The organism is Streptomyces sp. NPDC093252, from assembly GCF_040683675.1.
Taxonomy (GTDB): domain Bacteria; phylum Actinomycetota; class Actinomycetes; order Streptomycetales; family Streptomycetaceae; genus Streptomyces.
This window is the reverse complement of sequence record NZ_JBFBEM010000020.1, coordinates 18,028-32,317: the sequence shown is the minus strand read 5'-3', so window position 1 is coordinate 32,317 and position 14,290 is coordinate 18,028. Positions and strand designations below refer to the sequence as shown.

Sequence of the window (14,290 nt, the reverse complement as noted above, 5' to 3'; positions counted from 1 at the left end):
AATCCCTGAGTGTCACGCGCGCGTGGGAAGGAATCCGCTCAGTGCCCACCCCCCACCCCCCTCGTCCGCCCTACCCACCGCCCGGCGGGACGCCCGCGGAATCCGACGAGTCCCTCGCCACCCGCCTCAACGGCAGCACGGACACGGAAGTCGCCCATTCCACCGCCGTCCTGACCGCCCGCCACTGGCGCCCGGCGCACGACTACGCGGTGATCTGTCTGGCGGCCTCCTCCGAGGTCGCCGGGATGGTCACCGGCACCGCGTTCCACCAGGTCTTCGACCGGCTGACCCTGGGCGAGCCGGCCATCGCGCTGCGCCCCCGCCTGCTGGTCGCCGTCCGGGACACGGTCCGGCTCTGGTCGGCGGACGACCGGACGGCCGCCGTCCTCCCGGACATCCGCAGACCCTCCGGCGGACGTGGCATGCGCACGGCGAAATCATTGACGCCGGAAAACCGCGTCCTGGCCGAACGCGCATTCAAGGGCCTCACCGGACTCGCCCAGTGCCTCCTGTGGCACACCGAGGTCGAGGCGGAACCGATATCCAGCCCCGCCGCACTGCTCGGCCTCGATCCCGACAGCGCGTCGGCCGGACTCGAACAGGCCCGCGACCAATACCGCGAGGGCCTTGTCCGGGCCCACCGCGAACTCGCCCCCAGCAAGGACTGCGGTTACTACAACCGGCTCCTCGACGTTCCCATTCGGCGCGGCGGCGCCCTGCTGCCCGATGTGCAGCAGCATCTCGCCGAGTGCCGCTACTGCCGGGACGCGGCCGAACAACTGAGCCATTTCGACGGCGGCCTCGATCTGCTTCTCGCCGAGGCCGTCCTCGGCTGGGGCGCCCGCCGCTACCGCGACTCCCGCCCCGGCCGCACCCAGCCCGGCCGCGCCACGGGCCGCCGCGCCGCCGCCGGACGCCACCGGATCGTCGCCCGCCTCCCGCTGCCCGCGCGCCGCCCCGGGGCACCACGCCCCAACCGGGCCCTGGTCACCGCCGGGCTGGTCTCCGCCGGACTCCTCGCCGTCGTCCTCACCGCCACGAACTGGGGCGACGGCGGCGCCGCCGACCCCATCGCCTCCGACAGCGCCCCCGGCGGCGGCAACCGGGGCACCGGCGCCTCCGCCCCGCCCGGCGGTGCCGGACTGCCCGGCGCGCAGCGCAGCACCCGGCTGCACCACTCCGCCACCGACGCCTGTCTCGCCGTACGCGGCACCGCCGAGGCCGGTGCGGGCACCGAACTCGCCGTGTGCTCCACCTCCCCGGCCCAGCAGTGGGCGTACGAGGCCGACGGACTGCTGCGCAGCGTGGCCGCCCCGGAGCTGTGCCTGGACTCGCACGCCGACGCCGGGGTGGTGATCCTCGGGACCTGCGTGGACGCCCGGTCCGAACGGGCCGCCGACGTCCGCTACGACCTCACCGCCGAGGGCGAGCTGCTGCCCCGCTGGGACGACCGCCTCGCCCTCGCCCCGACCACCGGCGACCTCGCCGCCGACCTGGTCGTCAAGGTCCGCGACGGCTCCGACAGCCAGCGCTGGCGCACCGACGCCCCGTCGTCCGGCTCCCTCTCCATCGAGAGCGCCCGGCCCTCCCCGCGCGCGGTGGGCGCGGCGGACACGCCCTGAGCGGGAGCGCGCGGAGGGGGTCCGGGGGCGTTGACGAGCCGCTCCGGACAGCCCCTCACGCCCCGGCCGGCAGATCCACGATCTCGCCGTCCTTGTCGACCGTGTGGGTCCGCCAGTACACGTCCCACTCGTCGTCGACCTGCTGCGGCACCTTGCCCTCGGGGTAGCGGGTGAAGCCCGCGTCGGGCTCGTCGCCGTCGCGTTCGCAGTACGAGCCCCCGCCGCCGATGGAGAGGGCCGGGTACTCGCCGCCGCGGCAGATGTCCTCCTGGATCCGGAGCGAACAGCCCGTCAGGGCGAGGGCCCCGGCGGCGAGGGCGGCGGTCATGAGGGCGAGTCGGCGGCGGGCGGTGGGAGGCGTGGTCACCGGAGGTCTCTTCTCGGGTCGTGGTCGGCTGGCCGCGACCACTGTCCCGGAGAACGCCGGGCCGCTGCCTGAGTACCCGTACTCAAGGAGCGGCCCGGCCCGTACTCACCTCGGCGCCCTACCTCCGGGACATCACCCCCGCGCTCCGTCGCCAGTGCCGCCAGGCCCACCAGGTCGTCGGCCTGGGCGTCCGGCACCTCCTGGTCGAAGCGGGCCAGGACCCGTACCCGCAGGGACACCGCGCCCAGCAGCAGGATCGCCGCCGCCAGCAGGAGGTACAGCAGGCCGATGCCCCGGCCCGAGCCGGTGCCCAGGAGCGGGCCGAGGGTGTCGGCGAGCGCGCCGCCCGGTGCCATCAGGGGGCCCAGCAGCTCGGTGCCGAGCGGGGCGATGACCAGATAGCCGACCGGCAGGGTGGACCAGGCGACGAGCTGGTTGAGGGCCATCACCCGGCCGTGGAACCGCTGCGGCACCTTCACCTGAATGATCGTCAGATAGATGCCGTTGAGGAGGGAGAGGGACGCCGACATGCCGAACACCCCGGCGCCCACCACCAGCAGATCGGGGCGCAGGCCCGTCAGCGCGCAGAACAGCGCGAGGACCGGGACGACCAGCAGCATCCCCCGCATCCGGCGCCGCCGCGGCCCGCCCCACAGGCCCATCGCGAGCCCGCCCACCACCGCGCCCAGCCCCCCCGCCAGCGACACCGAGGCCACCGAACCGAGCGACGAGAAACCGAGCACCAGCGGCGAGATCATCTGGAACAGCACCGGCAGGAACAGATTCAGCACGGCGAAGAACACCAGCATCGCCCGGAAGCCGGGACGGCCGACCACCAGCCGGAACCCCTCGACGATCTCCTGCCGCAGGGTCTCCCGGCGCCGCGCGGCCAGCGTGCGCGGGAACCGCACGGTCAGCAGCACGGTCGCGGCGACGGCGTAGCTGACCACGTCCAGCAGCAGCACCCCGCCGATACCGATCGCGGCGAGCAGACCGACGGCCGCCAGCGGCGCCACGACCTGCGCGATCCCGCCCGAGATCTGGACGACCCCGTTCGCGTGCCCCAGATAGCGCTTGGGGACCAGTTGGGGGATGGCCGACTGGAAGGCGAGGCGCTGCCCGGTCAGGGACACCGAGAGCACGGCCATCAGAACGCCCACGTGCCAGGGGTTCAGCGCCCCGAAGAGATGGAGCAGCGCGAGCGCGGCCTCCGTCGAACCCGACACCAGGGTGGCCACGAGCATCACCCGGCGCCGGTCGACCCGGTCCACCAGACTGCCCAGCACGGGCGCGGCGATCAGTCCGGGCACGATCCCCAGCACCGCGAACAGCCCGAACCAGGCCACCGACCCGGTGGTCAGATAGATCCACAGCGGCAGCGCGAACTCGGTCAGCGCCGACCCCGTCTGGGACACCGTCTGCGACGCGGCCACCGCGACGAACCGGCGGGTGTCCCGCCGGGTGCGCGGAGCGGCGTCCGGGGTCTGTCCGGAGGCGTCGGCCTCCCGGTGCGCCCCGTCCAGCCACCAGGTGGCCCCCTCCCCGCGCCCCGCCCGGCACAGACCGTCCGCCGTGCCCTGGTCCACCGCCGGATGGACCGTCGTCACGATCTCGGCGAGTTCCGCGGCCCGGTGCTTGAGGAAGTAGTGACCGCCCTCGTCCAGCACGGCCACCGCCGTCGTCGGCCCGACGAACCCCCACTCGCGGAACCGCTCCCGGTGGAACTCGGTCCCGGGATCGGCCGAGCCGACCACCGACACCACCGGGCCGCCGAGCCCGGACGGCGGCCCCGCGAGCCGCTCGGTGAAGTACGCCTCGGCCGCCCGGGAGTCCTCCCGGACATTGCGGACGACGGTGGCGAGCTGCTCGGGTTCGAGGCCCTCCAGGTCGGCGCCCATCGACCGGAGCCAGTTGAGGTGGAGCCGGCCGCTGCGCCGCCGGTCCAGGACCGAGAAGCGGGAGAACAGGCCGAGGAGCCCCTCGGTGGGGCGGGCGAAGGGGAAGATCCCGCCCAGGTAGACGGCCCGCGGGTCGCGTCCGGCGGCGGCCAGCAGCCGGGCCGTCTCCACGGCGAGCGCCGCCCCCACCCCGCAGTGCCCGTACACCGCGACCGGCCCGGACACCGACTCCAGGATCTCGTCCGCGCAGCGCCGGGCGACCTCCTCCAGCGGCAGGGACTCCTCCGACATCCCCAGATCGTGCCCGGGGACCGCGACCGCGTGCAGGGCCACCCCGTCGGGCAGGGCGTCCGCCAGCGGCTGGTAGACGACGGCGCTGCCACCGCCGTACGGCAGGCAGACCAGGGAGAGGGTCGCCGGGCGGTCGGGGGTGAGGCGGTGCAGCAGGCGGCGGGGGCCGCGTTCGGCGTCGGCGAGGGCGGCGACGGCGGCGACCGTGCGGTGGCGGAAGACGTCCATCAGGGTGACGCCGGCCTCCGGGCCCAGCAGCCGGCGCAGGGACGCCACCATCCGCATCGCGAGCAGGGAGTGCCCGCCGAGGTCGAAGAAGTCGTCGTGCGCGCCGACCCGTTCGAGGTTCAGGAGCTCGGCCCACAGCCCCGCGACGGTCCGCTCGGCGTCGCTGCGCGGCGCCACGTATGCCGCCCCCTCACCCGGTTCCGGCCGCCCCGGTTCCGGCAGCGCCCGCCGGTCCACCTTGCCGTGCGCCTGGCGCGGCAGGTCGGGCAGCACGACGAAGCGGGACGGGACGAGGTAGTCGGGGAGGTGCTCGGCGAGCAGCCGCCGCAGCTCGGCGGCGGGCGGCGGCGCACTGTCCGGGTCGGCGGGCACCAGATAGCCGACGAGGGTCAGCTCACCGGCCGGTCCCCGCGCGGCGGCCACCGCCTGGCCGACGCCGGGCAGCCGGGCGAGATGCGACTCGACCTCGCCCAGCTCCACCCGGTAGCCCCGGATCTTGACCTGGTCGTCGCCCCGGCCCAGGAACTCCACGGTCCCGTCCGGACGGTGCCGGGCCAGATCCCCGGTGCGGTACATCCGGGCCGGTCCCGGTCCCGGCGGGTCCTGGACGAAGGGATCGGGGCGGAAGCGGGCCGCGGTGAGGTCGGGCAGATGGAGATAGCCGCGGGCCAGCCGGTCGCCGCCGATCCACAGCTCACCGACCGCGCCGGGCGGCACGGGGGCGCCCTCGCCGTCGAGGAGGTAGACCCGGGCGCCGGGCAGCGGGCGGCCGATGGGGGTGGTGGGCCCCTCGGCCGGGCGGTCCGGGTCGACCAGATGGGTGGTCGCGCCGACGGTGGCCTCGGTGGGCCCGTAGTGGTTGACGACCCGGCAGCCCGTGCGGGCGCCCGTCTCGGCCAGGGCCCGGCTCCACTCCCATCCGGACGCCTCGCCGCCGAGGATCAGCAGCCGCCGGGGCAGCAGCGCCGCCGGATCGTCCACCTCGGCCATGAGGGCGGCCAGATGGGAGGGGGTGAGCTTGACGCAGTCGATGCGGTGCCGGGCGAGATGGGCAGCGATCTCGGGCCCGGAGGTGCGCGGCGGCAGCAGATGCAGGGTGCCGCCGGTGGTGAGGGAGAGATAGAGGGTCGTCAGGCCGAAGTCGAAGGCGAGGGACTGGAGCAGCAGATAGCGGGCGCCGTCGGGCAGCCCCGCCGCCGCGAACCGCTGCCGCACTCCGTCCAGATAGGTGAGCACCTGCCGGTGCTGCACCGCCACCCCCTTGGGTGTCCCCGTCGACCCCGAGGTGTAGATGACATACGCCAGCCGGTCCGGCCCGCCGACCGGCTCCGGGGGCGTGTCCGGCATCCTGCCGAGCGGATCCGCCGGGTCGTCCAGCAGCAGGACGGGGGCCTCGGCCCCGGCGAGCAGGGGACGGTGGGCGGCGGTGCTGACCAGGGCGACCGGCGCGGAGTCGGTCAGCATGTGCCCGAGGCGCCGCGCGGGCTGCTCGGGGTCCAGCGGCACATAGGCGGCCCCGGCCCTCAGCACCGCCAGCAGCGCCACCGCCTGCTCGATGCCCTGGTCCAGACAGACCCCGACCAGCGCGTCCGCGCGGGCCCCGAAGGCGCGCAGCAGATGCGCCAGCCGGTTCGCCCGCCGGTCCAGCTCCCGGTAGTCGATGCTCCGCCCGCCGTGGACGAGGGCGATGGCGTCCGGGGTGCGGGCGGCCTGGGCGGCGACGGCGTCCGCGAGGGTCGCCGCGCCCGGGACGGCGGTGCCGGTGTCGTTCCACTCGGTCAGCACCCGGTGCCGTTCCTCGGCGCCGAGCAGCTCCAGCGTGCCCACCGGGGCGTGCGGGTCGGCGGCGGCGCCGACCAGGACGCGCTGCCAGTGCCCGGCGAGCCGGGCGATCGTCGCCGGGTCCCACAGATCGGTGCGGTAGGTGAGGAACGCGTCCAGTCCGCCGCCGGTCTCGGTGCAGTACAGGCCCAGGTCCAGATGGACCCCGGTGCCGTGGAACGGGAAGGTGCTCCACTCCAGATCGCGGGGGGTGAAGTGCGGGGCGCGATGGTTCTGGAGGGCGAACGACACCTGGAACAGCGGCGGGCGGCTCACGTCCCGCGGCAGGTCCAGCGCCTCCACCAGCCGCTCGAAGGGGGTGTCCTGATGCTGCTGGGCGGCGAGCGCGGCGGCCCGCACCCGGGCGAGAACGTCGGTGAAACCGGGCGAGGGCCCCTCGGGCACCTCCGGGGCGAGAGCGGCCCGCAGCGGCAGCATGGTGCTGAACAGCCCGATGAGCCCCTCGGTCGCCTCGGCGGGCCGCCCCGCGAACGGGGTGCCGACCGCGAAGTCCGTCTGTCCCGACCAGCGCCCCAGCACCACCTGGAACGCGGCGAGCAGCGTCATGTAGAGGGTGGCACCGCGCCCCCGGGCCAGGGCGCGGGCCGCCTCGAACGCCTCCGGGTCGAGCCGGAAGGTGTGTGTGGCACCGCCGGGCCCCGGCAGCGCGGGCCGGGCCCGGTCGGTGGGCAGCTCCAGCGGCGGTACGCCGGTCATCGCCGCCCGCCAGTGCGCGAGCGACTCCCGCGCCGCCGGTTCCTCCTGCCGCGCCCGCTGCCAGTGCGCCACATCGGCGTAGCTGACGGGCAGCGGCGCCCGCTCCGGTGCCGGGCCGCCGGTCAGCTCCTGGTGCCCGGCGAGGAGTTCGTCCAGCAGCACGGACGCGGACCAGCCGTCGCCGGTCAGATGGTGCTGGCAGACGGCCAGCACATGGTCGTCGTCGGCGAGCCGCAGCAGCAGGGCCCGGACCAGGGGCCCCTCGGCGACATCGAAGGGCCGGGCCACCTCCGCCTCCACCGCGGCGCGGGCCGCCTCCTCGGGCGCGGGCAGCCCGCCCAGATCGACGGTCCGCCAGGGCACGGCGAAGGAGTCCGGCGGCGCGATCCGCAGCAGCGGCGTCCCGTCGTCGGCGGCGGGGAACGACGCCCGCAGCGTGTCGTGCCGCACGGCGATCAGCCGCAGCGACTCGGCCAGCGCGGCCGGGTCCAGCGCGCCCCGCAGCCGCCCGGCGATCGGCAGCACATAGGCGGCCGTGCCCGGGGTGAGCTGCTCCACGAACCACAGCCGCTCCTGCGCCAGGGACAGCGGCGCGGGCGTGCCCGGCGGGCGGGGCGGCACGGACGGGGTGCGGGCGCCGGGGGCGGGGCGGTCCCGGAGACGGGCGGCGAGCCGGGCCCGCTGCTCGGGGGTGAGGGTGCGGCGTCTGGTCTGCGGCACGGGTGCCGGCTGGTCCACGGCGGCCATCAGTCGTCCTCCGCCAGCAGTTCGAGGGTGACGGCGTCGGCGACGGCGGCGACCGTGGGGGCCTCGTAGAAGACGTGCAGCGGGACCTCGGCACCGAGGCGGTCGCGGATCCGGGCGGCGACCTGGGTGATCGTCAGGGAGTGGGCGCCGAGGTCGAAGAGGTCGTCGTCCAGGCCGAGGGAGGCGAGGCCGAGGACCTCGCGCCAGATCGCGGCGACCTCGCTGGTGACCTCGTCCCAGGGCTCGTCACCGGGGGCCGTCGAACCGGGGCCCGGGTCGGGGGCGGCCGGGGTGCGGTCGGGGGCGGGCAGGGCCCGGCGGTCGGTCTTGCCGTTGGGGGTGAGCGGCAGCGCGGGCAGCGGGACCACCGCCTGCGGCAGCATCACCGGCGGCAGGGTGAGGGCGAGGAAGGCGCGGAGTTCGGCGGGGGTGGGGACGGGCACGCCGGTCCGCCACACCGGATGGACGGTGAGGATCTGGCCGCCCGGGTCGTCGGGGGTGCCGTGCACGGCGACGGCGGCGGCGGAGACCGCCGGGTGCTCCTGGACCCGGGCCTCGATCTCCCCCGGCTCGATCCGGTGGCCGCGCAGCTTCACCTGGTCGTCCAGACGGCCCAGGCAGTCCAGGGCGCCATCGGCGCGGACCCGGGCCAGATCGCCCGTGCGGTACAGCCGGGTGCCGCTCGCCGGGTCGGTGACGAACCGCCGCGCGGTCAGCTCGGGCCGGTCGCGGTAGCCGCGGGCCAGTCCCGCGCCGCCGAGGGCGAGTTCACCGGGGATGCCGTGCGGGGCGGGCCGTCCGGCCGGGTCCAGGACGAGGGCGGTGGTCCCGGCGATCGGGCGGCCGATGGTGATCTCGCCGGGGGAGGGGGGTATCTCGGCGGCGGTGGACCAGATGGTGGTCTCGGTGGGGCCGTAGACGTTCCAGAGCCGTCCGACGCGCTCGCGCAGTCGCCGGGCCAGCGGCAGCGGCAGCGCCTCGCCGCCGCACAGGGCGGTGAGCCCGGGGGCGTCCAGTCCGGCGTCCAGCATCAGCCGCCAGCCGGACGGGGTGGCCTGGAGATGGGTGACCCCGTGCCGCGCGGCCAGCCCGGTGAGGGCGCCGCCGTCACGGACCTGCCGCTCGTCGGCGAGGACCACCCGGCCGCCGGTGATCAGCGGCAGCAGCAGTTCCAGGGCGGAGATGTCGAAGGAGAGGGAGGTGACGGCGAGCCAGACGTCACCCGGGCGGGCGGTCAGCGAGGTGCGGAACGCCAGCAGCAGATGGGCCAGGGCGCCGTGCGGCACCTCGACACCCTTGGGGCGGCCGGTGGAGCCGGAGGTGTAGATGAGGTAGGCGAGATCGGCGGGGTCCGGCGCGGCGTCCGTGCCGGTGTCCGCACCCGCGGGGGCGTCGAACAGGCCGTCGACGAGCAGCGTACGGACCCCCGGCGGGATCCGGTCGGCGGTGCCCCGTCCGGCCAGGGCGAAGGGCGCTCCGGAGTCGGCGAGGACGAACGCCACCCGGTCCGGCGGATAGCCGGGGTCGACCGGCAGATAGGTGCCCCCGGCCAGGGTGACGGCGAGCACGGCGGCCACCAGCTCGGCGGACCGCTCCGCGCAGACCGCGACGACCGTCCCGGGCCCGACCCCCTCGGCGACCAGTCGGTGGGCCAGCCCGCGCGCGCCCCGGGCCAGTTCGCCGTAGGTCAGGGTCCGCTCCCCGGCGGTGAGGGCCGGGCGGTCGGCGTGCGCGGCGAACGCGGCGGTGAGCAGGGCGGGCAGGGTGGCGCCGGGGGCGTCCGGGTCCGGGGCGGGGCCGGTGAGCGGGGCGAGTTCGGCGTCGTCCAGCAGGGGCAGATCGGCCAGCGCGGTGCCGGGGGCGGCGGTGACCGCGCCGAGCAGCCGCCGCAGATGGGCGCCGATCCGCTCCGCGCGCCGGGGCTCCAGCCGGTCGGTGCGGTGGATCAGCAGCACGCTCAGTTGGTCGGGACCGTCCAGCAGATGGAACCGCAGCGCGCCCCGGGCCGTGCCCGGGAACACGAACCAGTCGGTCGTGGTGGTCAGCCCGTGCAGGGCGACGGGGGCCATCCGCCGCCGGTAGGTGAGGGACACCGGCGCGAGGGTGACGCCGGGACGCAGACCCCGCACCGCGCGGGCCAGGGGGACCCGGCGGTACGGGTAGGCGGCCCGGAGTTCGGCCCGCACCGCGCGGGCGAACGTCCCGAAGGGCGTGTCGGGGCGGGGCGCGGACACCACCGGCAGCTCATTGACGTGCATCCCGGTCCGCCCCTCGTCGCGGGGGCCCCGGGTGCCCAGGTCGACGGCGACGGCCGGTCGCTCGTTGCCGTACCGCAGCAGCAGGGTGTGCACGGCGGTGAGGAGGAGTTCGAAGGGGGTGACGCCGAGCTTCCCGGCGGTGACGTCCAGGTCGGCGCGGAGCGCCGGGTCGAGGTCGAAGGCGACGAAGGCACCCGGTCCGGTGCCGGGGCCCGAGGGCCCGTCGGGGTCGGCGGCGAGACCGGGCAACCGGACGTCGGGCGAGGGCAGTTCCCGCCCCGCCCAGTGGGCGGTGGCCGCGGCCAGGTCCTCCGGACCGTACGCGGGCAGGGGATCCCCGGCCGGGGCGAGCGGGGCGGGGGCGGGGCCGTGCCCGGTGCGGTGGGCGTAGCAGGCGGCGAGATCGGTCAGCAGGATGTCGGTGGAGGTGCCGTCGTGCACGAGATGGTGCAGGACGCCCAGCAGGGTGGCCCGGGTGGCACCGGTCCGCAGCAGGGTGAACCGGGCCGGGGGCCCGGCGGCCAGGTCGAAGGGGGCCGCGCTCTCCTCGGCGGTCACGAAGTCCCGGGACCCGGGGGCGACATCGCGCACGGTGAGCGCGGGCGCCGGGCCGGGGACGAGCACGGGGGTGCCGTCGTCGTCCCGGACGGTGAGCGAGAGCGCGGGATGTCGGGCGGCCACATCGGCGACGGCGGCGGTGAGCGCCGGTTCGTCGAGGGGGCCCTCGATGTGCAGGGCGAAGGCCAGATGGTGGAGGGAGCCGAGCGGGGCGAGCCGCTCATTGATCCAGATGCCCTGCTGGGCGGGGCTGGCGGTGATGCTGGTCACGGGAGTCTTCCTCGATCGGTCGTGCGTGCGGGCGGACAGAGGGAGGGACAGTGGGCGCAAGAGGACATGCGGTGCCGTACGGACGGGGCGGCGCTGCCCGCGTCCGGCGGGGGAGGGGAGGGGTGGGTCAGCCGCCGGTCGCGGCGGTGAGGGCGGTGGTGAAGTCCTCGGCGAGGGCGGTGATGGCGTCCTCGCCGAAGGCCAGCGCGTTGAACTGGATCCAGCAGTCCAGCGAGCCGTCGGGCTGTTCCACGACGGTGAGTTCGGGGACGCCCAGGTCGCCGCCCGGCAGCGGCCAGGGGACGGTGGTCCCACGCGGCAGCGTCCAGGGCGCGCAGCGCAGCCCGGGAAGGTGGGCGTCGGCGGCCCAGTTCTCGTACCGCAGCCAGGCCGGGAAGGCGATCCGGTGCGGGGTGAACTCGGCGTAGGGGTACATCTGGTGGTCCAGGGCGCCGGTGGTGGCGAGCCGGACCCGCTCGGCGAGTTCGGCGAAGCCGGGGCCGCCGGAACAGTCGACGCGCACCAGCAGGGACTGCACCAGACAGCCCACCGTCCGCTGGGCCTCGGGCCGGGTCCGGCCGGGCACCGGGGTCATCAGCACCAGATCGGTGCCGCCGCCGCGCCCGGCGAGCAGTCCGCTCCACAGGGCGGCGACCGCCATGAACGGGGTGACCCCGAGGTCCCGGGCGCGCCCGCGCAGTTGTCCGGCGGGCCCGGCGGCGACGGTGAAGGGGTGGGCCACGGTGTGGACCCGGTCGACGGCCCGGCGGCCGGGGAAGGGGTCCAGCGCCGAGGGGGCGCCGTCCAGCGCGTCCGCGAAGTGCCGCCGTCCCGCGTCCCACTGGTCGCCGGCCCAGCGCACCAGGTCCTGGTACGGCAGGGCGTGCTCGGGCAGCCGGGGGGCGCGACCCCGGCGCAGGGCGTCGTAGGCGAGACCGAGTTCGTGCAGCAGGACGCCGATGGACCAGCCGTCGGCGACCATGTGGTGCACGGCGAGCAGGACGACATGGTCCTCGGGGCCCCGGGAGACCACCAGCAGCCGGGTGAGCGGGTCCCCGCCCAGATCGGTGAGCCGGTCGCGTTCGGCGATCAGCAGCGCGTCGGTCTCGTGGTCGGTGGCGCCGGGCACGTCGAGGACGGTGAGCCGGACGCGGGGTTCCGGGTCGAGGACGGTCCGGACCAGTCCGGGCGGCCCGCCGGGGACGGGCACGAACCGGGTGCGCAGCGCGGGGTGGCGGGCGACGAGCGCGGTGACGGCCCGGCCGAGGGCCCCGGTGTCGAGCCGGTCGGTGACCCGGAAGACGGCGGTGACCGCGCCGACATCGCGTCCCGCCTCCTCGGCCGCCCAGTCGAGGAAGTTCTCCTGCTGGCTGGTGAGGGGCACCTCGTGGGGCTGGGCGCGCAGGGCGCGGAGGTAGGGCGGCAGGGCGGGGTGAGCCGTTGCTGCCGTTGCTGCCGTTGCTGCCGTTGCTGCCGTTGCTGCCCGGGGTGCCGAGGGTGCCAGTGTTGCCGCTGCTGCCCGGGGTGCCGTCGCTGCCGTCGCTGCCGCGGCTGTCGTGCCGGTGTGCCGGTCGATCCAGGCGGCCTGGGCGCGCAGGGAGGGGCGGCCGAAGACGAGGGCGGCGCCCGCCTCGACGCCGAATCGTTCCCTCAGGGCGGTGGCCAGCCGCACCGCGCGGAAGGAGTCGCCGCCCAGCGCGAAGAACTCCTCCCCGCTGTGGGTGACCGGACGTTCCAGCACCTCCTGCCACAGCGCGGCGAGGGCCTCCTCGGTGGCGGTGCGGGGCTGTGGTGGGGCGGGGTGGGCCGGGTCGGGCGCGGGGTCGTCGAAGAGGGGGCGGAGCCGGTGCTTGACGACCTTGCCGGTGGCGTTGCGGGGCAGGTCGGCGGCGAGCAGGATCCGGACCGGCAGCTCGGCGCGGCTGAGTCTGCCGACCAGGAAGAGCCGCAGCCCGTCCAGGTCGAGCCCGTCCCCGGACGGCACCACGACCGCCGCCGGGACCGCGCCCATGACGGGGTGCGGGATGCCGAGGGCGGCGACGTCGGCGACCTGGGGGTGGGCGTGCAGGGCGTCCTCGATCCGCAGGGTGGAGACCTTGAGGGCGCCGGACTTGATGACATCGCTCTCCCGGTCGACCAGATGGAGGAAGCCCCCGTCGTCCAGCTTCCCCAGGTCGCCCATCCGCACCCAGCCGTCCCGGAAGACGGTCGCGGAGCCGTCCGGGTCCCCGGCGTAGGCGCGGGGCGGGCCGGGCTGGCGCAGCCACACCTCACCGGTCTCGCCGGGGGCCACCGGGGTGCCGTCGGGGCCGAGGAGCCGCAGGTCGCCGGGGTCGGTGGGGCGTCCGACGGAGCCGGGGCGGGTGAGGTCGACGATGGTGGAGAGCTGGGCGGGGGACGCCTCGGCGGAGGTGTAGGCGTTGACGACGGTGGCCTTGGGGAGGGCCTCGGTCAGGGCCAGGGCGACCGGGACGGGCAGGGCGGCGGCGGAGCAGGAGAGCAGCAGCACGCTGGTGAGGTCATGGCGTTCGGCGGTGCGGGAGTTGAGGAGTTCGATGGCCATGGAGGGGACCAGGAAGACGGTCCCGACGCGGAGTTCGGCGACGGCGCGGCCGAACTCCTCGGCGTCGAACCGGGGCAGGACGACGGTCGCGGGCGCCGCGCTGAGGGCGCCGATGAGCATCATCTGGGCCGCGTTGGTGCCGAGGGGGAAGGCGTGCAGTGCGTGGCGGGAGTGGGCGTAGGGGCGGTGGCGGGGGTTGGGGCGCAGTCCCGCCGTCAGACTGGCGTGGGAGGCGACGACGCCCTTGGACGTCCCGGTGGTGCCGGAGGTGCCGACGATCTGGGCGGTGTCGGTGGGGGCGGGGCGGTGCGGGGGCGTCGGATCCCCGTCCGTCCCGGCCGCCTCGACGGCGTTCAGGGTGTGATCCGTCAACTCGCCGTCGAGTGGCGGGAGTCGGGAGCCGCGCAGGACGGCGGTGGCGCCGCAGTGGGCGGCGAGCCGGGCGGCCTCCGGTGCGGCGAGGTCGGCGCGCAGGACGAGGGCGGCGGCCCCGGCGTAGTGGGCGGCGAGGAAGGCGACCGCGTAGTGGTCCCACTCCTCGTTCGTGAAGCGCAGGGCCAGCAGGTCACCGGGGCGCACCCCCGAGGCGGCGAGCCCCCGGGCGGCGCGGACGGCCCGTAACCGCCAGGCGCCGTAGGTGAGGGTGGAGCCGCCGCGTACCTGGATCGCGATGCCGTCGGGCTGCCGTTCGGCACGGGCGTCGAGCAGATCGGGGACGGTCGGCACAGCGGGCGGTGCGTTGATGATGCCCTCCAAGTTCGTTGTCCGGTCCGGGAGTTGACCCGGACATGCGCTGACAGAGGAGTCGGTCGATGGGCATGGCGCGCGAAGTCCGCCCTTGGGTATGGTCTGGACCATTCGGCGGGGCACGGCGAAGGATAGCGCGCCACTGTCGCACTTGTGTCGCAATGATGGAGAGTTCGTGGACATCGGTGGGGATCGGTCGCGCG

5 protein-coding genes are annotated in these 14,290 nt (G+C 75.9%); 1 reads left to right on the top strand and 4 read right to left on the bottom strand.

The window, feature by feature from the left end:
- Window positions 1-41: 41 nt before the first annotated feature.
- Window positions 42-1,622, top strand: coding sequence for an RICIN domain-containing protein (locus AB0O01_RS32960; protein WP_365319238.1), 1,581 nt, complete (start codon window positions 42-44; stop codon window positions 1,620-1,622).
- 55 nt (window positions 1,623-1,677) lie between these two features.
- On the opposite strand, the gene AB0O01_RS32955 is transcribed toward AB0O01_RS32960, so the two are convergent.
- From AB0O01_RS32955 to AB0O01_RS32940, 4 genes are all read right to left on the bottom strand, one after another.
- Window positions 1,678-1,950: a hypothetical protein gene (locus AB0O01_RS32955; RefSeq protein ID WP_365319410.1), complete on the bottom strand. Its 273-nt coding sequence runs from the start codon at window positions 1,948-1,950 to the stop codon at window positions 1,678-1,680.
- Window positions 1,951-1,985: 35 nt separating this feature from the next.
- A complete protein-coding gene (locus tag AB0O01_RS32950; protein ID WP_365319237.1) occupies window positions 1,986-7,691 on the bottom strand; it encodes an amino acid adenylation domain-containing protein in 5,706 nt (1,901 codons plus the stop codon).
- Window positions 7,691-10,777, bottom strand: coding sequence for an amino acid adenylation domain-containing protein (locus AB0O01_RS32945; protein WP_365319235.1), 3,087 nt, complete (start codon window positions 10,775-10,777; stop codon window positions 7,691-7,693). The genes AB0O01_RS32950 and AB0O01_RS32945 overlap by 1 nt, the downstream gene beginning before the upstream one ends.
- A gap of 127 nt (window positions 10,778-10,904) precedes the next feature.
- Window positions 10,905-14,096 carry an AMP-binding protein gene (locus AB0O01_RS32940; RefSeq protein WP_365319233.1) on the bottom strand — a complete coding sequence of 1,064 codons (3,192 nt, stop codon included), beginning with the start codon at window positions 14,094-14,096 and terminating at the stop codon, window positions 10,905-10,907.
- Window positions 14,097-14,290: the final 194 nt, after the last annotated feature.